Here is a 20,687-nt window from a genome sequence, read left to right as displayed (position 1 = left end):
GTCAAAAGGAAGTTTTAAACACATAAGTTAAAAATTCAATCGAAGAAATAGACATTGAATTTATTTTAGAATTTTCAGCCGACGATGGATAGAGATCGCTAGCGCAAACCGATACTAAGAATTTAACGACGACCATTTTATGCCTTAACTATGGGGGTTTAGGTTTATCAAGTCGAAAACGTTACGATAAGTTAAGAATCTTTTTTAATTTATTGCTTGCGAAATTTTACGGAAAATTGAACCGAGGTTGGGGTAACTTGTCACAAATTATCCGTGAAATTACGGTTGACAATATCCGAACGACGTTCTGGTCGAAAATCTGTCCTGCACCAATTTCATCGCCGTTCCCCCTTACCCGTTGTCCGTTCCCTCGAACAGATAGTTAGGCATGACATTTAGGGATAGATTACATTCAGGGCTAAATACTGGTTGCAGGTTGAGTGCGATCGCGCCTCGCGCTCAACAACAACTACATAGCACAAGTCACACCAACAGCTACAAAAACGTTTTCATGAAGCGATCGCAAGATGGATAGAAAAATGGGTTGCGTAATTCCACCTAGTTAGAGTATATTAACTCTGGCTACATTAAAATCGCCTTTCGTATCGTAGCTGCGGCAGATTCCAATTGTCTGTTGGTCTATTAACGATTACGGACTCAGGTACGGCAATCTAGACCGAGAGACGAAGAAAAAAAGCAGTTCTAACAATTCCTAGAGCAGCTGAAATCTTGAGGAGTTTCCATCTACGGTAGCTAGCAGGCTCCTGTGTGGTAGAACACCAAATTTAAATCCAGAGTATTGCAAAATTGTCAGCGAGAGATTGCAGATTTTCAGTCTGAAGCTTCTCGCGACAGAGGTGCAGGCATTCGAGCGAATGTCAGACAAATTTTTGACACGCGATCGCCTGAGCATTAGCACATGCGTCGGCTCTAGGCTGGTCAAGTATAGATCGTGATATTCGCATGTATTGTCAAAAGTACCGGCAGTCATTGCAGCTCTGGAATGCATACTAAACAATGCAGAGAAAAAATTACAAAAAGCTTGAGAATAAGCCATGAGTGTTGCGATCGTTACTGGCTCTGCTGGTCTCATTGGTTCGGAAGCAGTACGTTTTTTTAGCGCTCTCGGTATGCATGTCGTCGGGATCGATAACGATATGCGTAGCTTTTTTTTTGGAGAGGAAGCTTCCACAAAATGGAATCTTAGGCGTTTACAATCTCAGATTAGAGAGTACACTCACTACGATGTAGATATCCGAGATAGCGCTCGCCTGGATGTCATTTTTCAGTACTACAAACAAGACATTGCCCTTGTCATTCATACCGCAGCCCAGCCATCTCACGACTGGGCTGCACGCGATCCGTTCTCCGATTTCTCGGTCAATGCCAACGGTACGTTGAATTTGTTACAAGCAACGCGCCAACATTGCCCAGACACCCCATTTATCTTCACTTCCACTAACAAAGTCTACGGAGACTTACCCAACTTTTTACCCCTAGTTGAGTTAGACCGCCGCTGGGAGATCGATCCCGCTCATAAGTATGCTTTGGGGATCTCTGAAGATATGAGTATCGATCGCAGCAAGCACTCTCTATTCGGAGCTTCTAAGGTTGCAGCCGACGTATTAGTCCAAGAATACGGTCATTACTTTGGCATTCCTACTGTTTGCTTTCGAGGTGGCTGTTTGACCGGACCCAGCCATTCGGGAACGAAATTACACGGCTTTCTCGCTTACTTGATGAAATGTACCGTGACTGGCGATCCTTACACGATCTACGGTTATCAAGGCAAACAAGTCCGCGATAACATTCACTCCTCAGACTTGATTGCGGCATTTTACGAGTTCTATCTCAATCCTGGAATCGCTGAAGTTTACAACATCGGCGGTGGTAGAGAAAGCAATTGCTCAATGCTAGAGGCGATCGCTTATTGCGAACAAATTGCTAGCAAGGAGTTGAACTACTCTTACACCGATGAAAATCGCAGTGGCGACCACATCTGGTACATCAGCGATTTATCGAAGTTTAAAGCCAAGTATCCAAATTGGTCGATTAAATACGACGTACCGCACATTTTGCGGGAGATTTACACCCAAAACTGTGAAAGGTGGTTAAAGTACAGTGATTAATCGAGGCAAACACTCCATCTTAGGAATTAACATCCACGCTATAGATTACGAATTTGCTGTCAGCAAAATTGTTGTTGCGGCTGAAAAGAGAGTTCCCTATGCGGTCAGTGCGTTAGCCGTTCATGGCGTGATGACGGGATTTTTAGACCCCATTCACGCCCGTCGATTGAACGGTATGGATCTCGTAGTTCCTGACGGACAACCCGTGCGCTGGGCTTTGTGGTGGCTGCACAAGCAAGGATTACCCGATCGCGTCTGCGGTCCCAAGCTGACGCTCAGAATCGCTCAAGCTTTTGCTGAAAAAGGGCTAAGTGTCTATCTATATGGCAGTCAAATAGAAGTATTACAGCAATTCGCTTGTCAGTTGCAGCAACGCTTTCCCCAGCTTCAAATTGCGGGCATGGAGCCTTCTAAATTTCGCCGTCTCTCTTTAGAGGAACGGAAAGAGTTAGTGGCTCGGATTAAAGCCTCTGGAGCTAGTACCGTACTTCTTGGTCTTGGTTGTCCTCGACAAGAAGTTTGGGCTTACGAATATCGCCAAATGCTAGGCATCCCCATCTTAGCTGTGGGTGCTGCCTTCGATTTTCACGCTGGTAGGCTAGCGCCAGCACCGCAAACAATGCAAGATTTGGGATTGGAGTGGTTATTTCGTCTGCTACAAGAACCCAGACGCTTGTGGCGGCGCTATATCCTGCTCAATCCGCTTTATTTATGGTATGTTGGCTTTCAGTTACTCGGTTGGAAAAAATTTGTGCCACCTGCTCCTGACGGTAGCGAACCGATTGAATCTTACGGGTAATCTATAAACGACGTGCAAATTTTGCACGAGGTTTAATCGTCATTATTTGACAGTAAATGCTGCGCTAAACTCCGTGAAGACAGTTGACGGGTGTTTTATTCTGCTCCCAGCTCCCAGCTCGTCCCTGCTCCCTGCTTCGCAGCAAGAGCGATCGCGGCGGGTAAAATTCGATATTCTTGCTGGTGAATTCGTTGGTGTAGAGTTTGGGGGGTGTCGTCAGGTAAGACGGGTACGGCTGCTTGGAGCAAAATGCGCCCGCTATCAACTTCGGGAACGACTATATGCACCGTACAACCTGCGATTTTTACACCAGCAGCGAGGGCTTGTTCTACTGCCTGAATCCCGCGAAAGCTGGGTAATAAACTGGGATGGATGTTAATAATTCGTTCGATAAAAGCATTGATGAGTACTGGCGTGACAATTCGCATCCAGCCCGCCATTATAACCCATGATACGTCATATTGATGTAAAGTTTGAACAATTTGACGATCTAGATCTTCACGGCTGGGAAAATGACGATGATTGAGCAAAACGGCAGGTACGTCACGATTTGCAGCTCGAACTGCGACTTTCGCTTCTGGGTTATTGTAAATTAAAACTTGAATTTTAGCATTAAGTCTACCTTGGGCGATCGCCTCTGCTACAGCTTCAAAGTTACTGCCATTTCCCGAAGCAAGTATACCTAGTTTAATTGGTTCTCCTGGTATCCATAGATCGGTGGGATCGATCGGAGAAATTAAGCTGGCAGTAGAGGCGGTGGTTGCTGGGATCGTCATACAGCATTTTATCGAGCAAGGTGTTAACTCAGTCATTATCCATCATTCGACTGGCGATCGCCTCACTCCGGCGTTAAAAATTGCAGTTATCAGTTATCGGTGAAGCGTCAACAACCAACAACCATCAACCATCAACTCTTGACTCTTGACTCCTCCCTACTACCTGCTTGCTTTAATGAGTAAAATAGCCCTACAAAGTTAAAATACAAAGTATGGCTTTTGAGCGTTCTCGCAAGCAACTGCTAGATAACGATGCGATCGCAGCATGGATTTTTCTCACGCCAGCGCTGCTCATGCTGGGAATATTTCTAATATTTCCCATTGCTTATCTGTTTTATCTCAGCTTCACTACAGGAAGTTTTACCGCTGCTGGCGTGCGCTGGGTAGGATTTAACAATTACTTACGACTAATTCTCAATCCTGATTTTTGGCAAGTTCTTAGTAATACTTGCTATTTTACCATTGCTACAGTAATTCCCAGCCTAGCGATCCCTCTAGGTTTGGCAGCACTATTAAACCGCAATATAGCTTGGCGAGGATTATTACGCAGCGCCTATTTTCTCCCTTCAATTGTGTCTATTGTCGCCGCTGGGTTAGGATTTCGCTGGCTATTTCAAACCGAGGGACCAGTCAATACATGGTTGAATGCAATTGGAATTTCTCCGATTCCCTGGCTAGGTAGTAATATTTGGGCAATGCCAGTCATCATTTTATTGAGTATTTGGAAGCAGCTAGGCTTCAATATGGTGGTATTTCTAGCTGGATTGCAGGCAATTCCTCCCAGTCGTTATGAAGCAGCAGAATTAGATGGAGCAAATGCTTGGCAGCAATTTTGGTATATTACTCTACCAGGATTGAGACCGACGTTAATCTTCGCTACGATTACAACAGCAATTTTTACTTTGCGGGGTTTCGAGCAAATTTATGTCGTGACTGGTGGAGGACCTTTAAATTCTACTAATATTTTAGTTTATTACATTTATCAAGAAGCTTTTGGGCAATTCGATTTCGGTTATGCTGCGGCTGCGGCTACAGTTTTGTTATTGGTAGCGCTAGTTTTAGTTTATATTCAGTTGCAAACTTGGGACGAAGAGTAGAAGCACGCTATATATATTTTTTGCTACAAATTAACGAAATACAACTAAAGAAGATGCTGTTTTTGCTTGCTGTCTCGCTTTCTCTATAGCACTCATAGTTTGTAATGAAAGAAAACCAAAACCTACCTTGGAAGCCATATCGAGGAGAGTCACAAACATTGTTTCCACGCTAATATTTAAGAAATTCAAACCTGCGGGACTCAGAAGCCAGACTATCGGGTAAAGCGTCCATATTGTCAAGTGAACTTTCAGCAATTTGTGAAAAGCTGGAATAACTCTAGGGAAGGTACGTTCTACTTGTGGGCGATATTGGTTAAGGAGAAGATATACAGTAGCACAGTAAGCTGCACAACTGACAATGTACCAAATATAATTAACTGGATAGGGTGAAATAGTAGCAACAAAACCAGCAGCAATTGTATAAGCATTTGCTCCTAACAAGCTCGCTGTGGTTGTCACGTTAGTTTTTCCAAGATATGTGAGAATTAAGAGCAACAAAGGCGTAGAAATAAACCAAGAAACATATCTGACCCAGAAAGTGGGACGACCGTTAATAAAATCTACTCCTTGACCGAGAGCCATAATTAAATACAGTCCAGCAGCGATCGCGCAAACGAAAAAGTTGAGCGTGTACAAAATTTGCCAGCGCTGATTTTTCGCATTGTGAGCGCCAATTCCAAAAACGATCGCACCAAACGACATACCAAATACACCAAGCCACTGCCAGAGAAATGTCATATTTCTATAACTTATATAACTGATAACTTGCGATATAACTTTCCATATGCGAGCCAGTGGTTATGTGAGAATTACCAGCAACCGCTGGCATTTGCTTAGCTTGATTTAGATGTTCGTCAACTACATTACTCCCATATTGACTAATTGGCTAGTGTCAATTTTTTGAACTGTTGGCATAATTTGCGAATATGGAAAAGCGATGTTACATAACACCATCATTTGAGATTAACACTGTAATTCGAGAGCTAGTATGGTTAAATGTAATTCCTTAAGCTTCAGTGAATTTCATCATAAAGTCATACTTGCCTGATGCCAACGCTCGGTCTTGGTGCTTGGCGCTCGTCCTTCGTCATCCCAAGAAAAAGCCTAAGTCAAAAAATCTTCTTTCTGACTTAGGCTTTCTAATTTAGGCTTTGACGTGCAGACTATGAGGAATTATAAATCCTCTTCCTCGTATCTCCAATCATGTCCTAACTATCTGAGCGGATTGCGGCTCTAATTGCTAAAAGCATCCTTGATAGAGTCAACAGTACGCTTGACAGCGTTCATGTTTTTGTCTACTGCTTTTTCAGTCCGAGCGGCATCTTCCTCAGCTCTTTGCTCAATCCGATCTCGATCTCGCTTGGCTTTGCGCTCAACGCCACTACCCTCGTCGTCAGCTCGATCGACTTTAGCAGCATTTTTGTTGGCAGCTCGCTCAACTTTGTTTGCCGTATCTCGGATCAAATTCTTGGAGCCTTTAGCAACATCATCGGCTGCTTCTTTAGTTCGATCGCCCATATCTGCCGCTGCGATCGAAATCGGAGCGGGACTAGCCATTGCTACAGGGTTTGAGAACAAGGCAAAGTGCCATACAAAGCCGATCGCCGACAGAAAAAATAGCGTTGTTGCCAGAAAACGTCCCAAAGTCGAAACTTGTTGCTTCAAATATGTCAGTTTCATCGGATACAATCTCTATACGATTTAGCATTTACAGTACTCCAACTAACTCATCTGCTAGATCGTTCTGCGGATAGAGGGTTTTCAAGTTACTCAGTTGTTAACTAAATTTCCTCCTTTCGGTAGACTAGAAGTCGTTCCTTAATTTAATCCTCGCCAGTAGCAACAGTCATCCTATTTGATTTAGAGAGCTGATGGTTTGAAGATTACGGGTACTACATCCATCGATCGCCTTGTGGCGATCGCAGATTTAAACGAAGAACATCACAATGGTGGATGCATCGTTAAGACATGCTGCTTATATTTGCGTAGCGGTAGCGGATGATACCACCAGATGACGATCCAAGAGTAACGAACCAATAATGAATGCAAAAATTAAAAATCAGCCTGGAAGACCGCGTAGTGTAGAAGCCGATCGCGCTATTCATAGAGCCACCTTGGAACTCTTAGCCGAGGTGGGTTACGAGCGCATGAGTATAGAGGCGATCGCTAGCCGTGCAGGGGTGGGAAAAACCACAATTTACCGTCGCTACAACTCAAAAGAAGAACTGGTGGCAGATGCGATCGAAAGCCGTAGAGAAGACGTAGAAATTCCAGATACGAAAAACTTTTGGAGCGATATCGATTTAATTATTGCCAGTGCTACCCAAATGACCTTAGATCCTCTGGGACGGCAAATTGTAGCTTTAATTATCAGTACAGCATCTAACAATCCCCAGTTTGCTCAGGTTTACTGGGCGAGATATCTCCAACCCCGCCGCCAAGCCTTTGCTGCTGTCATTGCACAAGCAAAAAGCAGACAAGAAATTGCCGCAGATATAGATGCCGATCTTGTCTTCGACCTCATCAGCGGTATCATGCTTTACGGATTGGTATTTCCACCTACAAACGAGTCGTATCAAGCATACGTTCGTCGTGCTGTTGGTTTAGTTGTAAAAATGTAATTGTCATCTAATTTTGAAAATTTAGACTTCAACCGAATGTCTACTTTACCATCAGGATGCAATCTTCGCCCCGCCAATGCTAAGGATGCTTGGGCAATTCGGAAGTTGGTGCTATCGGCAAAACTCGACCCGACGCAGTTACGCTGGCAACAATTTTCAGTCGTTGAATGCAACGGACGAGTCGTTGCTTGCGGGCAGTTACGGGCTTTTGCTGGGGCGCAAGAATTGGGTAGTTTAGTGGTTGCCTCTAACTGGCGGGGTAAAGGCTTGGGGTCGTACTTGGTGGAATATTTAATTGAACAAGCAACTCAGCCGCTTTATTTAGAATGCTTGGGGCGTAAACTAGCAGAGTTTTACACTCGCTTTGGGTTTGTTGCAGTTACATGGAAAGAATTACCGCGATCGCTCAAATTTAAGTTTGCTTTGTCTGACTTGGCAGCGAAAATCGGTGTTCCTGTAACAATTATGCGTTATTCAAAGCTGTAGTCGTTAATCATACTAGAGAGCAGGGAGTAGGGAGCGCACGAGCAGAGGAGGAAGCAGGGGAGCAGGGCAATACTTCTCACTTAGCAATGCAAAAATCTTGAAGATCCCCCAACCCCCTTAAAAAGGGGGCGAGAGTTCCCCCCTTAAAAAGGGGGGTTAGGGGGGATCGAATCTTAACCGAGATGTATTGGGTAGCAGGAGGAAGAAGAGAGCTGAGGAAGCTGAGGGAGCAACTACCGATTACCAACTACCAATTACCTACTCACTGCTGTAAAACAAAACGCATGAGTCTATCTTTTGAGAGAAACACTGCTGTAATTCTTGCCATAAAATCAAAAAATAAGTTCGATAAAGCTTGGCGATAGTGTTACTATGGCGAATTCAAAATCGGCAAAAAAATCCGCTGCTCAGATTAACAAAACTACAGATAATGAGACAGCAAAAGTTGCCCGCACTATGTCTCCAGAAACAGTTGTAGCAGACGAGTTACCACCAAAACCCGATTATCCCCGCTATCGCGTCACTCCCAACGAACCAATTCAGCTAAGTCAGATCGATCCAGATACTTGTGAAAGCTATCAGAGCAAGAAAGAGATAGAAGCAGAACTAGAGTATTATCGCGATCGCTTGAGTTTGTTACAAGAACGCCTGTACGCCGAGCAGCAGCGCAGTCTACTCATCGTACTACAAGCAATGGATACTGGTGGGAAAGACGGCACAATTAAACATGTTTTTCAGGGAATCAATCCTCAAGGTTGTCGAGTTTGGTCTTTTAAAAATCCCAGCCAAGAAGAATTGAGCCATGATTTTTTGTGGCGCTACCATCAGCGGACACCGCAACGAGGCATGATTAATATTTTTAATCGTTCTCACTACGAAGATGTATTAATCGTGCGCGTTAAACAACTCATGCCGGAAGCAGTATGGCAGAAAAGATATCACAGCATTAATGAATTTGAACAAATGCTGGTTTTGAATAATATTAGTATTATTAAGTTTTTTCTACATATTTCTAAAGACGAACAAAAACGTAGATTAGAAAAGCGGCTGGAAGACCCAGATAAGCGATGGAAATTTTCTATTAACGATGTCAACGAGCGGAAATTATGGGATGATTACCAACAAGCTTATGAAGATGCAATTAATTATTGCTCTACAGAGTATGCTCCTTGGTATGTCGTTCCGGCAAATAAAAAGTGGTATAGAAACTTAGTTATTGCTCGGGCGATCGCTGATACCTTAGAAGCAATGAATCCACAATATCCAGCAGCAGCACAAAATTTAGAAAATATAACTATTCCCGATTAACAGTGATCAGTCAGTTATCAGTGGAGAAGAGAGTAGAGAGCAGGGAGTAGGGAGAATTAGTTTTGACTTTTAGCTTTTGACTTTTGACTTTTTTGTTGATACTTATTCCGAGCGTAAAGCTTTGACCGGATCGAGTTGGCTGGCACGGAGAGCAGGAATAAAGCCAGCACCCATACCGACTAGTAAAGCTGAAGCTAGCGCTAGACTTGCGGTGCTGGGTTCAAATTGGTACGGTAAGTTAAATGTATCGGCGACTGCAACGGCAATTCCATGCACTGTCCCTATGGCGATCGTCCCGCCGATTAAACTTAAAAGTGCAACTTCTAAAATAAATTGCGCCATGATATCTTGCTGAGTTGCTCCCAAAGCCCGACGCAGACCGATTTCTGGCGTGCGTTCTATCACTGAAGCGATCGTAATATTGGCAATACCCACACCTCCTACAAGTAGGGAAATTGCACCCACTACAGTTAACGCTTGGGAGGCTAGCTGCATGATTTTTTGCTGTTGAATGATGTCTTCCACATTGTTCCAAGACCAATAACTTCGCCCTGGAAAACGTTGTGCCAAGAGTTGCTGGACTCGATTACCAAAAGCTTCAAGGTCTTCAATTCGGCGAGGACGCAACTGAATTGTATCGACAGCACGGCTACCTGTAAGAGAACTATAAATTGGTAGCGGTACTAACAATTGTCCTTCAGGTGGTGCGTTTTCCTGCATTTTAGTTGGTACGACTCCCACCACTACGTAGGGTCGATCGTTAGCATAGAGGCGTTGTCCGACTGCTTGACCATCTTTAAATAACTTATCCGCCAAAAAGCGATCGATCGCGACCACAGGTCGGTAGTTGGCGAAATCAGCAGCAGTAAAAAACCGTCCTGCTTCCAACGGTCTACCCAAGGTGAGTAAAAAATCTGGGGTCACTGCCATCATCTGAGGACTAGCTTCTTCAGTTTGAAATACAGTTTCTGCCGAACCCACCCAAGCTGCGCCACTACTCGCCCGTAAGCCAGAGAGCCGTTGGCGGAAAAATTCCAAATCTGCTAGGCTCATTTGAGCGCTCAAGTCGCTGCCTGCTTGCCAATTGAGTCCTACCATAATCTGAGGCGCGTCTCTTTCTGCTAATCGTTGGGCAATAACAATCCGGCTGATACTACCAACTTGAAGCGTAGCACTGACCGCAGCCACACCCATAAATACTCCTAACGCCGTCAAAGCAGAACGTAGGGGATTGCTACGCAAAGAGTCAAAGGTGAGGATTAGCAGTTCGACTGGTGAAAGGCTCATTGGATAGTTGGTAGTTGGTAATTGGTAGTTGGTAATTGGTAGTTGGTAATTGGTAGTTGGTAATTGGTAGTTGGTAGACTGACAACTGCTCCCTGCTCCCTAATAACTGATAACTGGTGTTCCTGGGGTCAGGGTGGCTTCGGCGGGGGGTAAAATGACTTTTTCGCCAAAGTTCAGTCCAGCAACAACTTCAGCGGTGAGCAATCCTTCTAAACCCAATTTAAGATATCGTTTCTGAGCTTTGTTTTGACTGTCTTTTACCCAAACAAAAGGACGTTGTTCGGTGCGTTGAATAATTTCTGAATTCAAGACTAAAACGTTGCGCCGCTGCTCTAGTACGATCTCAACGTTTACGCCGCTACCTGGAATGAGCGATCGCGTCGGGGTGTCAAGCTTGACAGTTGCAGGTACTCTAGGTTGATTCGAGCGATCGCTACTACCACCACTACGACCGCTTTGTTTTTGACTTTCTTCGGGAGTCACTGCCTGGGGATATACGCTTTGGATTGTGCCAGTAAAAGTTTTGGCGTTAGGCGCGATCGCGCTGACGCGAACCACTTGATTGACTCTGACTTGAGCGGCGTTTAGAGGAGAGAGCAAAAGCTTGATTTTCACTTGCGCCGGATCGCCTACCGTCAACAGATCGGTACGCAACTCAACTCCATCACCATTTTTGACGCTGACTCCCAAAACCGTGCCATCTAGCGGCGATCGCACTAATGTATCTTGGAGTTTTTGCTGAATGCTTTGACGTTGAAGCTGCTCGATCTGAAGCTGGATTGTCGCGTTTTGAGCTTCCAACTGAGCATTGCGGATGTCAGCTTCATTCTGCCGCACTTTATCTTCTAGCTCTTGGACTTGTTGTTGCGCCACGGCTCCTTCCTGTGCCAAGGCATCTAGTTTTTTACGAATTTTTTCATCGGCAATTAACTGTTCCTGAGCCTCTAAGATTTTTTGACGGTTGCGTACCAGAGTCGCTTGCGCCTCTAGTATTTTCAATTGCTGGTTGGCTAAAGCAGTTTGGCGCTCGGGATAGCGGAGAATGACGAGTACTTGATCGGCTTTCACTTGATTTCCAGGCTGGACTAAGACGCGATCGACAGCGCCTTCAGTGGGCGACTTGATCGTTCGCTGTCCCTGAAGTTCCACAGTACCGCTTTCATCAATTGTATTTTCTACGGTTCCTGTTTCTACGGCTACCGTTTGTACGGTCACTGGTTGGGCAGTAGAATTGAAAACCAGAAAGTAACCCAGCCCGCTAGCTAAGCAAATTCCGGCTAGACTCGCCGACCAAGCTAGCCATTGCATACCAGAACGAAATTTGTGTCCCTGTTTTCTACTCACGATTGACCAGGTGTCAGTTATCAGTTATCAGTTATCAGTTGTCAGGGTATGGGTAGTTGGTAATGGGTAATGGGTAATGGGTTGTTGGTTGACAGTTTTTGCTTCCTCTGCTTCCTCTGCCCCTCTACTCCTCTGCTCTTATTTCATGGCGGCTTCAAGTAAAGGTGGCAGGATGTGACGGGCATCGAAATATTCTTGGGCGATCGCTCTTGCTGCTTGGCAGTGAAATTCGTAGCGGCTGTTAACTGCTTCAATCCCCGCGATCGCTTCTTCTAAATTACTAAATGCGATCGCGCCTGCACCAGTAGGCAACCAATTGGAAAAACCCGTGTCTTGAATCACCACAGGACGACCGCTAGCGAGATAGCAGGCGCTGCGTTCGCTAAACAAACCACTCCAAGTTACGGCAAAAGCATCCTTGGTTATACTAAACTCTGCCTTCGATTGTTGAATGTATTCTTGATAAGTCCAGGGCGATCGCGTCGGTGGCTCTCGCACTCTCCAGCCTTTAGTTGCCAGTTGCTCGGTGGGTGTATTACCTCCACTCACTGCCAGCTCCAAGATCGAGCCTACCCGCTTTGGCAAATCTATGTAAGGGGGAAAAGCATCTGCCTTTAAGCCATAGCGAATACCTTTGTATTCTCGCGCTGGATAACTTTCCCATTGCATGACTGTCGTAAATTTGGCTGCGGCATCAGTTAAAGGCTTTACCGACCAGGTATCGAGAACGATCGGTTGGCGCGTGGGTTGCCAGGGAAACCCATCATCGGGGACAGTACATTTGCTCTGACCGATATTTTCCGCACAAGAAAAGAAAGTTGTATGCTGTCGCGCTTGTTCGTAGGCATAAGCATCGGTGAGGTGGCGAATTTGGGTGAAGACAGAATCTCCCTCAACTAATGCACGGGCGGGAATTTGCAGCAGCCAAGGGCGCAGCGGGTTAACTCCATCTAAATTGAGTAACAGATCGGCAGTAGTGCAAATCTCCTTAATCCGGTCAGCACAACCTCCCAACCACGAACTTGTATGGGCATCGTAATACGCCCAGCGATCGCCTAAACCAACTTGCTCGAAAATACTGGCAGCATATTTCAAGCCATAAGTAGGATCGATATCCATATAACCGCGTGTCGGGTCGTAGCAAGAGGGATAATCATCGCTATCTTCGATGAAATAAACATCGTGACCCAAATTTGCTAGCCCCATTAGGTATTGCAAAGGATGCCAAGACATTCCACCCAAAGGTCCACGCACGATGTATCCGAGGACGACGATTCGCAGGCAACTGGCGCGATCGGGAGTGGGAGAGTGGGAGTCAGCAGGGACGGGTTTGGAAACCCGCCCGTACAGGAGTGGGAGAGTGGGAGTCGGGAAATTTTGACTTTTGACTTTTGAATTTTGACTTTTGCATCATGGTTGAAGCCCGTACACAACAAGGCGGGTATTTTTCAACACGCAGCGACAATGCGATCGCAAATAACGTTCCAGCTCAGAATAGTAATCGAGCCACCAAAAAGCCGACCAGCCAAAAACGATAAACTGCACCCCTTTGCTCTGCAAACGTTCCAGTTCTTGAATTGCCGTTGCGTCATCTGGTGGTGCGCCCCAGTATTGTCCATCTTGTTCAAGGAAAGGAATTGCTGGTGCAGAGGCGATCGCTTCCCCTTGCCACTGACCGTCATCGACGAGAATGTAGGCTTCTTCTGGGGGGATTAACCGAGCAATTTCTTGGGTGGCTAATTGCAATCGTTCCTCCCAAGTTTGTTGCATGTAGGGCAGAGCCATTTGCGTGTATTCGCTTTGACGTGCGTGTAGAGCAAGAAAGCGTTCGGCAAGCCATTGTCGATAGTTCTCATCCCTGGCGCGATCGCTTTGCAATAGATAAGCGACAGCATCGATAATTTCAGCAATGACACCAATTGGTCCGTTGCGATCGAAGCGCCAGTCTGTTTCGGTAATCTGTCCTGGGTGCAGGCGGACTTGCGCGAGTTCTCGGGCTAAAAAGAAGATGTCGAACTTGGCAGCCAGCCGATAGATCGTCGTCAAGTCAAATGTATGCTTAGAATGGGGACTATCAAACTGTCCCACGACTGCCAACGCTGAAGCGCGGAAAAATAGACTAGAAGTATAAACCGGACAACCCTGCCAGGAAATCGTCTGTTCGAGAAAATCTAGACCCTCGACTAAACCACCAGAAATATTTCCCGTGTGCTGTAGGTCTAGGGAATTACCAGCAGCATCGATCAGCCTCACCATTGCAAATGAAAACCCAACTTGCGGATGCTCGTCTAAAACTCGGACAGATTCGCCGATCAACCCCGGCAACATCAGATCGTCATCGCTCAAAATTGTTAAATAAGGACTAGTATTTAATTCAATAGCAAGGTTCCAGTTACCTAAACCACCAATATTAGTTTCGTTACGAATGTAAGTGACGCGATCGTCGTCTTCAGCAAGCGATCGCACGACTGTTTCAGTATCGTCAGTCGAAGCATTATCGAGTACCATCACCCGAAAGTCTGGATAGTCTTGAGCTAAAACACTTGCCAAACTGAGCTTGAGTAACTGCGATCGATTATATGTAGTTAGGGCTACAGTAACTTTGGTCATCGCATTGCGTTGTTGGTTGTTGGTCACTGGTTACTGGTCACTGGTCACTGATAACTGCTCCCAACTTCCCGCCTTGTCAATCAAATTCGTCAGTACCTTATCCGAGTCAAAATATGCTTGCGCGATTTCTCTGGCGGCTTTGGCGTGTCGCTGCGGGTTGGTTTTTAATTTCTCGATTGCCTCTGCTGCTTGAGCTGTTGTCGTAAATGTCAATAGCCCTTCCCCAGTAGGAATGGTTTTGCTAAAGCCTGTATCTTGTAGAATCACTGGTACGCCAAGGGCGAGGTAGCTGGCTGTGCGACAAGAAAACCAACCGCTTTGACTAGCAACGTAAGCGTTCTTAGCAATGCTCCATTCGCCGAATGAATGAGCGAGATAATCTCGGTAAACCCAAGGGTTGTGGGAGACTTCGTAGCCATCGCGTACGATCCAACCGGATTCTTGCAGCCTCTCGACGGGGGCAGAACCGCTTAAAGCTAATTCGAGTGGTAGCGGACTGTGAGATGGTAAATCTATGTAGCGCTCGAATTCACTACTTTTTCCGGTATAAGCAACGCCGTTGACTACCGGACCCTTTTCTTTTGGTTCCCACGATGCAACAGTTGTCAATACGGGTCGCCGCTCTGTAACTGGTACGGCTGCTCGGTCGAAGCAATCTAATACAATTGGTTGGCGTGTGGGCATCCAGTCAAACGATTCGCAGGGAACTTTACAATCAGCAGCGCCTATATTTTCTCCAAAGCTAAAGAAAACGTCGTGATGTTCCTGCCACCAAGCAACGCGAGCTGCGACTTCCGCAGGGGAACCAGTCAGTAGTCCGGCTTGAGTATATAAAGGATCGGTATCGATTAATACGACTTTGGCATTGGTAAAGTTTTCCTCACGCATCCAATGCCCAGCGGAAATATGGAGTAACAGATCGGCACTGTGGCAGAACTCGACAACATCGTGCCAAGGACGACCGTAGGTCTTGCCAGTTACGTCGCGAAAAAACCAGCGATCGCTCAAACTCTCGTCTAAAATGGCTAGTTCTCGCGCTAAAAAGGCAGCATTTTTCGACCCATCTTCGACAAATGTTTTCGCCACCGGGTCGTAACACCATTTACCCGTATCCTCGATATACAAGACATCATGACCGAGCCGTTGCAATCCGAGTAAGTATTGTAAGTAATGCCAAAACATGCCCCCGAAGGGATACGTCCCAGCTAAACCAGCGATCGCAATCCGCAGCGACATATTTATTTCTCCCCCTGTAAACTGAACTGGGTACGGTAGAGCGCCGCAAATGCACTCCGCTGACTCATCAATTCGGCAAATGTACCTTGTTCGACAATCTGCCCAGCTCGTAACACGACAATTGAATCGGCTTGACGCACGGTTGAGAGTCGGTGAGCAATAATTAAGGTCGTCCGTCCGACTGTGAGTCGGTCTAACCCTTCCATAATCAATGCTTCAGTTTCGGCATCCACTGAGGAGGTGGGTTCGTCCAAAATTAAAATCGGTGCGTCTAGTAAAATTGCTCGGGCGATCGTCAAGCGTTGTCTTTCCCCTTCTGAAAGAGTCGCTCCCCTTTCCCCTACTACCGTGTCGTACCCTTGGGACGTACTGACGATTAAATCGTGAATTCGGGCAAGACGGGCAGCAGTCACGACCTCTGAAAGCGCTGCATCGGGGCGACCGTAGGCGATGTTCTCCCGAAAGCTGAGGGGAAAGACAATCGGCGGTTGCAGCACCATGCCAATTTGACGACGCAAGGATTTCAGTTGAAATTCTCGCACGTCAACTCCATCAATTGTGACTCGACCAACTTGCGGATCGTAAAAGCGCGGTAGCAGACTAACTAAAGTCGATTTTCCTGCGCCTGTAGGACCGACAATTGCCACTTTCTGTCCCGCCCGCACGCGCAAATTAATTTGTTTTAGCGTTGGCTGGTCGGGCAAATAATCGAAACTGACATTATCCCAAACAATTTCTCCCTTAGCTCCAACTGTAGGGAATGTTTTAGTTCCCTCTGGCAGATCTCGCTCGATATCCAAAATTTCAAACACTCGCATCACGCCCACCTGCGCCCACTGAGTCATTCCGTAGGTTTGACTGATGCTATTAATTGGGTCGTAAAGCGAGGCAAGATAAGAAGTAAATAATACTAACTCGCCCACTGTCAATTCACCAGCCAATACTTGATTGGCAGCAACCCACACGACTAAGGCAGTACCCACGGCGCTAACTAAACTGACTACCCCAGAGTAAAGACTTTGTAGATTGTAAAGTCGCAAGCGCGCTGCTAAGCTCTCCCGACTCGCCGCCATAAACTTGCTGTGTTCTTCATCTTCTTTGGTAAATGCTTGGATAATCCGCATGGCAGAAATATTTCGCTGCACCAGCGAATAAACCACGCTCTCTTGTTGATGAGATTGAGTTGCCGCTTTGTTAATCGGGCGATTTAACAGCGATAGCGTGATAAATAAAGCCGGACAAACGCTCAGCGCTAAGAAGGTTAGCAGCGGATCGAGCTGCACCATGATAATAAACATTCCCACCAAAAACACCACTGCTGAGAGGATGGGAATTACGGTGTTCATCGTCAAGCTTTGAATCGCGTAGGTATCGGTAGCAATGCGGTAAAGTAAGTCTCCTACCTGCTGGCGATTGTGAAATGCTAGAGAAAGGCGCTGCAAGTGGCTGTAGAGGTCGCCGCGCAAATCGTTGACCATGCGCTGACCGATGCTAATAGTGGTGTAGTTATGCAATAGTGACAGACCACCCCAAAGTAGATAAATCAGCACCAGTCCGATACAGATCGACAAAAGTAGATGTTCGCGGGACAAGCCTTTTAAAAATTCCCACGGGAGCGGCTGACCTCCGACTTGTACGTTGTCGATAATCAGTTTTAGGGGCCAAGGCTTCAGCAATTCTAAAGCATTCAGCAAAATCACCTGCGCGATCGCCACTAAAAATAGAAAGCGATAGGGCAGAAGGTAGCGTAAGGTTTTACGAGCGAGGAAGATTATCATTGAAAGTCGGGAGTCGGGAGCCGAGGACAAAATTCACGCATTCAAAATTCACGCATTGGGACAAGGGGGACAAGGAGGTGAGTATCAATGACCCATTACCAATTACCCATTACCCATTACCACCTAAACTATTGCCCATTGTCCAAATTTGAAGTCGGCAACAAATAAAGTCTTTGTGCCACGTTTTCCATGACGTGGTAGAGAATGCGACCGAGGCGGGAGTGTTGATAGAGAATTGTCGTAGCGGTAATCGCACTCGTGACAGTTGCGATCGCGCCTAGTTCTGACCTGCCAAGGGCGATCGCGGCAACTGCCATTAAGGTACAGCCGATCGCCATCATCTTGGCGAGCTGCGTTAGTTTGAGTCCGCACCGTACCCGCAGCAATCGTTTACCGCTACCGTGATTTTCGGTACAGACCTTGATCTGAGCTTTCGACCAGATGCCTCGATAAACTTCCAAATCCCAACTGCTCCAACCGCGATCGGGAATGATAAAGTATTTGCGAGATAAAAGCAGTTCCATTGCCCCCAGCAGCAAACTTTCTTTCTCCATTCCTGCTTCTGTCCAATAGGACAAGTAAAAAGCAGACTTGTGCCAAACTACTTCGGGTTTTTGCGTGACGCGATCGCACTCGATCGCATCCATCTGAGTTAGTCCTTTAAACCGCCAGCGATACCGCTCTAGACTACGAACCAGTGGACCTAAGTAAATTAACGTTGCTACCAGCAAACGCGCTTTTATGCCCTGAAAACGGGAGTCAATTGGTGCTTGTACGGCAGCAGCCACAGACCAACCCCAGGAAATTAATACCATAATGATGGCAACCCAAGGGAAGTGACCGGATAGCAGCGATAAAGTGCCAAACAGGGCGATCGCTAGGTTCCACTCTAAAGTTAGAGGAAGATAGCCAAACAGAGAGGCTGGCGGTTGGTACAACATCTGAAAAAAGCCACGACCGAACACTCCAGAGTAAATCGTCGGTTGACCGATGAGAAAAGTGGAGTAAAGTCCGCCGTAAATTCTGCCGAACCAGCGGGGTTGTCCCAATAAATTAAAGCGATAGGGGTGCTTGAAGTAGACTAGAGCTTCTGCCTTGCCATAGCCTCGTTGTTGTTTTAGGTAAGCAGCTACGGTATTGCGGCGAAAGTGCCAGACGATCGCAGCGGGACTAAAGCCGATCGTATAGCCTTGGTCTTGTAACCGCCAGCACAGATCGACATCATCGCCAGCAGCATGAAATAACGGATCGAAACCGCCAATTTCCGCTAGTGCTTCTCGGCGAAAAGCCATATTACAACCAGCAATATGCTCCGCTACCTCATCGTTTAGTAAGACATGGGTAGGACCACCAGGAGATACTGCCACGCAAGCAGGAATCAAAGCATCTTCTGGTGGGGGTAAGTTGGGACCACCAACGGCTGAAAGTCCCGAACTGAGAAATTTATCTACCAGGTAAATTAACCAGTCTGGGTCGGCAACGCAATCAGAATCAGTATAGGCAATAATTTCGCCTTCAGCAGCAGCGATACCGACGTTACGAGCGACACTTAATCCCTTATTTTCTTGGTTAATTAAGCGAATATAGTCATATTTTCGAGCAATTTCCCAGCTACCGTCTGTAGAGCCATCATTGACCACAATTACCTCATAGTTAGGGTAATTGAGTCGCTCTAGCGAGGCAAGGCAACTGTCTAGAGTTCGTTCGGCATTGTAAGTACAGACAACCACCGAGACTTTGGGGTATTCAGGTAGTTGTGGTGGTAGCAGCGATTTGTAATACTGCTGTACGCTGTAGAATGCAGGCTTTTTATGCCGATCGCGATCGACTAAACCGAACGCCCAGTCTTGAATTGCAAACCCACCAGTAAACCACTCGTCCGTCCAAGAAAAGACTATTGTACCTGCTGCTCCAGTTTTGAAACTCGATGCCAGTTTGCGATCGAGGATCTGAGCTTGCCCCTCTACACCCTCGCGGATAGAATCGATGCCGAACTCGCTCAGTACTAATGGTTTATCTTCTGCTAGATTGTGCAGCCGCGCTAGGTAACTGCGAAAATCTTTTTCCTTGTGTAGATAGACGTTGAAGGATAAAAAATCAGTGAAGTCAATATCTAAATACTCAGTACAGGGGTAGTTAGCATAACTGACAAGTGCGGTAGGATCGCCATCCTTGGCAACTGAAACTAAATCTCTCAGGAAAGCTCGAACTTGCTTAGCTCCGTGCCAGCGAACGACATCTGGAGGGATCTCGTTACCGACTAGATAAGCAAACGTAGCGGGGCTGTCGCGACAGGCTCGCACCCCATCAGCGATCGCGCCCCGAATCTCTGCTCGGACAGCAGAGGAACTCAAAAAACAGATATGCTCAGCCCAAGGAATACCGACCATTATTCTCAGACCGTAAGCTGCTGCCAAATCCAACAGCCATACAGGGGGAACAGTATACGTGCGAATACAGTTCGCTCCTAGTTCTACCATCAAGGCAAAGTCTTTTTCAACAACCTGTTTTTCAGGAAAGGGAGTGCCGTGTGTTGCCTGAGAAAACGGACCGTAGCTAACTCCTTTGAGAAAAAACTTTCGATCGTTAACGTATAAAAACTTACCCTGAGCTGTGACTGCTTCCCTGGTTGCCAGCGGTGCATAACTGAAGCTAGAACACGGCAGACTCATGCAGGATTCCGCTCCTCATAGTTCAAATTTCTAAATTTTTAAATCTCGATACTTAATTCTTGCCGCTTGTGTTGAGATACAGCACAGAAGTACTGCCCCTCACGCATGTGGCAGAGCGCGAAAGACTGCGATCGCGATCGCTAATTAAGGCAAAAATTGGTCTCTATCAAAACCTAGTCATAAGCTACACTCTTACCAAAGTTAATTACAAGTGTCAACTATACAATCGAGCTTTTTGGGAACTTGTAACACAATGCCATATTGTCAACTCAGGACAATTGGTTGATATATTCTCTCTATTAGTTGTTGCCTCTTGCTTGCAGCTAGTTTGGAGGGAATATTTACTTTCAGAGTTTTGCATAACGTACTTCAATCGCATGTCTGAAGTTCGACCCTACTTTTGCAAGTATCTTCACATTTGTGCAAAATTTGCACAAATGTCTCGAACTTGGTATTTGCAAATATGGGGTTGACACGCTCAAATTAAGTGTGTAGTATCCAGTTTAGAGGAAAAGTGAGTATTCAAAATCAAATCTTAAATTGC

21 protein-coding genes are annotated in these 20,687 nt (G+C 46.1%); 10 read left to right on the top strand and 11 right to left on the bottom strand.

Going from position 1 to position 20,687, the window contains the following annotated elements:
* Positions 1-388: 388 nt before the first annotated feature.
* The 3 genes from C7Y66_RS31120 to C7Y66_RS14835 all read left to right on the top strand — a co-directional run bounded on the left by C7Y66_RS31120 (position 389) and on the right by C7Y66_RS14835 (position 2,928).
* Positions 389-535, top strand: coding sequence for a hypothetical protein (locus C7Y66_RS31120; protein ID WP_158265933.1), 147 nt, complete (start codon positions 389-391; stop codon positions 533-535).
* Positions 536-1,055: 520 nt separating this feature from the next.
* A complete protein-coding gene (locus C7Y66_RS14840; protein WP_106546189.1) occupies positions 1,056-2,129 on the top strand; it encodes an NAD-dependent epimerase/dehydratase family protein in 1,074 nt (357 codons plus the stop codon).
* Positions 2,122-2,928: a WecB/TagA/CpsF family glycosyltransferase gene (locus C7Y66_RS14835; protein ID WP_106546188.1), complete on the top strand. Its 807-nt coding sequence runs from the start codon at positions 2,122-2,124 to the stop codon at positions 2,926-2,928. Before C7Y66_RS14840 ends, C7Y66_RS14835 begins: the two co-directional genes overlap by 8 nt.
* 95 nt (positions 2,929-3,023) lie before the next feature.
* Here the strand turns inward: C7Y66_RS14835 and purN are convergent, their stop codons facing one another.
* Positions 3,024-3,704: a phosphoribosylglycinamide formyltransferase gene (gene purN / locus C7Y66_RS14830; protein WP_106546187.1), complete on the bottom strand. Its 681-nt coding sequence runs from the start codon at positions 3,702-3,704 to the stop codon at positions 3,024-3,026.
* On the opposite strand from purN, the gene C7Y66_RS32985 reads away from it, so the two are divergent.
* Both C7Y66_RS32985 and C7Y66_RS14825 read left to right on the top strand, forming a co-directional pair.
* Positions 3,685-3,807, top strand: a complete 123-nt coding sequence (locus C7Y66_RS32985) for a hypothetical protein (RefSeq protein ID WP_255409991.1) — start codon at positions 3,685-3,687, stop codon at positions 3,805-3,807. The two genes, purN and C7Y66_RS32985, sit on opposite strands and share 20 nt — an antisense overlap.
* A 109-nt stretch (positions 3,808-3,916) precedes the next feature.
* Positions 3,917-4,801 carry a carbohydrate ABC transporter permease gene (locus tag C7Y66_RS14825; RefSeq protein WP_106546186.1) on the top strand — a complete coding sequence of 295 codons (885 nt, stop codon included), beginning with the start codon at positions 3,917-3,919 and terminating at the stop codon, positions 4,799-4,801.
* A gap of 30 nt (positions 4,802-4,831) precedes the next feature.
* Here the strand turns inward: C7Y66_RS14825 and C7Y66_RS14820 are convergent, their stop codons facing one another.
* Positions 4,832-5,539, bottom strand: a complete 708-nt coding sequence (locus tag C7Y66_RS14820) for a bacteriorhodopsin (protein ID WP_106546185.1) — start codon at positions 5,537-5,539, stop codon at positions 4,832-4,834.
* A 495-nt stretch (positions 5,540-6,034) separates the two neighbouring features.
* Positions 6,035-6,481, bottom strand: coding sequence for a hypothetical protein (locus tag C7Y66_RS14815; RefSeq protein WP_015154398.1), 447 nt, complete (start codon positions 6,479-6,481; stop codon positions 6,035-6,037).
* A 196-nt stretch (positions 6,482-6,677) separates the two neighbouring features.
* On the opposite strand from C7Y66_RS14815, the gene C7Y66_RS32980 reads away from it, so the two are divergent.
* The 4 genes from C7Y66_RS32980 (at position 6,678) to C7Y66_RS14800 (ending at position 9,216) form a co-directional block, all read left to right on the top strand.
* Complete coding sequence (locus C7Y66_RS32980; RefSeq protein ID WP_255409990.1) at positions 6,678-6,803, top strand: hypothetical protein; 126 nt, start codon at positions 6,678-6,680, stop codon at positions 6,801-6,803.
* A 37-nt stretch (positions 6,804-6,840) separates the two neighbouring features.
* Positions 6,841-7,422, top strand: coding sequence for a TetR/AcrR family transcriptional regulator (locus C7Y66_RS14810; RefSeq protein WP_106546184.1), 582 nt, complete (start codon positions 6,841-6,843; stop codon positions 7,420-7,422).
* Positions 7,423-7,458: 36 nt separating this feature from the next.
* Positions 7,459-7,908 (top strand): GNAT family N-acetyltransferase, encoded by a 450-nt coding sequence (locus C7Y66_RS14805; RefSeq protein WP_015154396.1) that lies wholly within the window; start codon positions 7,459-7,461, stop codon positions 7,906-7,908.
* Positions 7,909-8,280: 372 nt separating this feature from the next.
* Complete coding sequence (locus tag C7Y66_RS14800) at positions 8,281-9,216, top strand: polyphosphate kinase 2 family protein (RefSeq protein ID WP_106546183.1); 936 nt, start codon at positions 8,281-8,283, stop codon at positions 9,214-9,216.
* A 102-nt stretch (positions 9,217-9,318) separates the two neighbouring features.
* Here the strand turns inward: C7Y66_RS14800 and C7Y66_RS14795 are convergent, their stop codons facing one another.
* The 4 genes from C7Y66_RS14795 to C7Y66_RS14785 form a co-directional block, all read right to left on the bottom strand.
* A complete protein-coding gene (locus C7Y66_RS14795; RefSeq protein ID WP_106546182.1) occupies positions 9,319-10,503 on the bottom strand; it encodes an ABC transporter permease in 1,185 nt (394 codons plus the stop codon).
* Positions 10,463-10,588 carry a hypothetical protein gene (locus tag C7Y66_RS32975; RefSeq protein WP_255409989.1) on the bottom strand — a complete coding sequence of 42 codons (126 nt, stop codon included), beginning with the start codon at positions 10,586-10,588 and terminating at the stop codon, positions 10,463-10,465. The genes C7Y66_RS14795 and C7Y66_RS32975 overlap by 41 nt, the downstream gene beginning before the upstream one ends.
* A gap of 14 nt (positions 10,589-10,602) precedes the next feature.
* Positions 10,603-11,847 carry an efflux RND transporter periplasmic adaptor subunit gene (locus tag C7Y66_RS14790; RefSeq protein ID WP_106546181.1) on the bottom strand — a complete coding sequence of 415 codons (1,245 nt, stop codon included), beginning with the start codon at positions 11,845-11,847 and terminating at the stop codon, positions 10,603-10,605.
* Between the two features lie 138 nt (positions 11,848-11,985).
* Positions 11,986-13,101 (bottom strand): hypothetical protein, encoded by a 1,116-nt coding sequence (locus C7Y66_RS14785; RefSeq protein ID WP_106546180.1) that lies wholly within the window; start codon positions 13,099-13,101, stop codon positions 11,986-11,988.
* A gap of 1 nt (position 13,102) precedes the next feature.
* On the opposite strand from C7Y66_RS14785, the gene C7Y66_RS32970 reads away from it, so the two are divergent.
* Positions 13,103-13,228: a hypothetical protein gene (locus tag C7Y66_RS32970; protein WP_255409988.1), complete on the top strand. Its 126-nt coding sequence runs from the start codon at positions 13,103-13,105 to the stop codon at positions 13,226-13,228.
* A gap of 29 nt (positions 13,229-13,257) precedes the next feature.
* On the opposite strand, the gene C7Y66_RS14780 is transcribed toward C7Y66_RS32970, so the two are convergent.
* From C7Y66_RS14780 to C7Y66_RS14765, 4 genes are all read right to left on the bottom strand, one after another.
* Complete coding sequence (locus C7Y66_RS14780; protein ID WP_233222683.1) at positions 13,258-14,484, bottom strand: glycosyltransferase family A protein; 1,227 nt, start codon at positions 14,482-14,484, stop codon at positions 13,258-13,260.
* A gap of 3 nt (positions 14,485-14,487) precedes the next feature.
* Positions 14,488-15,693, bottom strand: coding sequence for a glycosyltransferase (locus C7Y66_RS14775; RefSeq protein ID WP_106546179.1), 1,206 nt, complete (start codon positions 15,691-15,693; stop codon positions 14,488-14,490).
* A gap of 2 nt (positions 15,694-15,695) precedes the next feature.
* A complete protein-coding gene (locus C7Y66_RS14770) occupies positions 15,696-17,471 on the bottom strand; it encodes an ABC transporter ATP-binding protein (RefSeq protein ID WP_106546178.1) in 1,776 nt (591 codons plus the stop codon).
* A 128-nt stretch (positions 17,472-17,599) separates the two neighbouring features.
* Entirely contained in the window at positions 17,600-20,143 is a 2,544-nt protein-coding gene (locus C7Y66_RS14765) for a glycosyltransferase (protein WP_106546177.1), read from the bottom strand.
* Positions 20,144-20,687: the final 544 nt, after the last annotated feature.

It is taken from the genome of Chroococcidiopsis sp. CCALA 051 (genome assembly GCF_003015105.1).
Taxonomy (GTDB): domain Bacteria; phylum Cyanobacteriota; class Cyanobacteriia; order Cyanobacteriales; family Chroococcidiopsidaceae; genus Chroococcidiopsis; species Chroococcidiopsis thermalis.
The sequence above is the reverse complement of the archived record's forward strand: the minus strand, read 5'-3'. Positions and strand labels throughout refer to the sequence as shown.

What these genes read in the sequence shown, in the direction of transcription:
- C7Y66_RS14775 (WP_106546179.1), bottom strand. Translation starts at nt 15,693, where the DNA reads ATGTCGCTGCGGATTGCGATCGCTGGTTTAGCTGGGACGTATCCCTTC.
- C7Y66_RS14805 (WP_015154396.1), top strand. Translation starts at nt 7,459, where the DNA reads ATGTCTACTTTACCATCAGGATGCAATCTTCGCCCCGCCAATGCTAAG.
- C7Y66_RS14815 (WP_015154398.1), bottom strand. Translation starts at nt 6,481, where the DNA reads ATGAAACTGACATATTTGAAGCAACAAGTTTCGACTTTGGGACGTTTT.
- C7Y66_RS14820 (WP_106546185.1), bottom strand. Translation starts at nt 5,539, where the DNA reads ATGACATTTCTCTGGCAGTGGCTTGGTGTATTTGGTATGTCGTTTGGT.
- C7Y66_RS14800 (WP_106546183.1), top strand. Translation starts at nt 8,281, where the DNA reads ATGGCGAATTCAAAATCGGCAAAAAAATCCGCTGCTCAGATTAACAAA.
- C7Y66_RS31120 (WP_158265933.1), top strand. Translation starts at nt 389, where the DNA reads ATGACATTTAGGGATAGATTACATTCAGGGCTAAATACTGGTTGCAGG.
- C7Y66_RS14810 (WP_106546184.1), top strand. Translation starts at nt 6,841, where the DNA reads ATGAATGCAAAAATTAAAAATCAGCCTGGAAGACCGCGTAGTGTAGAA.
- C7Y66_RS14770 (WP_106546178.1), bottom strand. Translation starts at nt 17,471, where the DNA reads ATGATAATCTTCCTCGCTCGTAAAACCTTACGCTACCTTCTGCCCTAT.
- C7Y66_RS32970 (WP_255409988.1), top strand. Translation starts at nt 13,103, where the DNA reads ATGTATCCGAGGACGACGATTCGCAGGCAACTGGCGCGATCGGGAGTG.
- C7Y66_RS14795 (WP_106546182.1), bottom strand. Translation starts at nt 10,503, where the DNA reads ATGAGCCTTTCACCAGTCGAACTGCTAATCCTCACCTTTGACTCTTTG.
- purN (WP_106546187.1), bottom strand. Translation starts at nt 3,704, where the DNA reads ATGACGATCCCAGCAACCACCGCCTCTACTGCCAGCTTAATTTCTCCG.
- C7Y66_RS14840 (WP_106546189.1), top strand. Translation starts at nt 1,056, where the DNA reads ATGAGTGTTGCGATCGTTACTGGCTCTGCTGGTCTCATTGGTTCGGAA.
- C7Y66_RS14825 (WP_106546186.1), top strand. Translation starts at nt 3,917, where the DNA reads ATGGCTTTTGAGCGTTCTCGCAAGCAACTGCTAGATAACGATGCGATC.
- C7Y66_RS14765 (WP_106546177.1), bottom strand. Translation starts at nt 20,143, where the DNA reads ATGAGTCTGCCGTGTTCTAGCTTCAGTTATGCACCGCTGGCAACCAGG.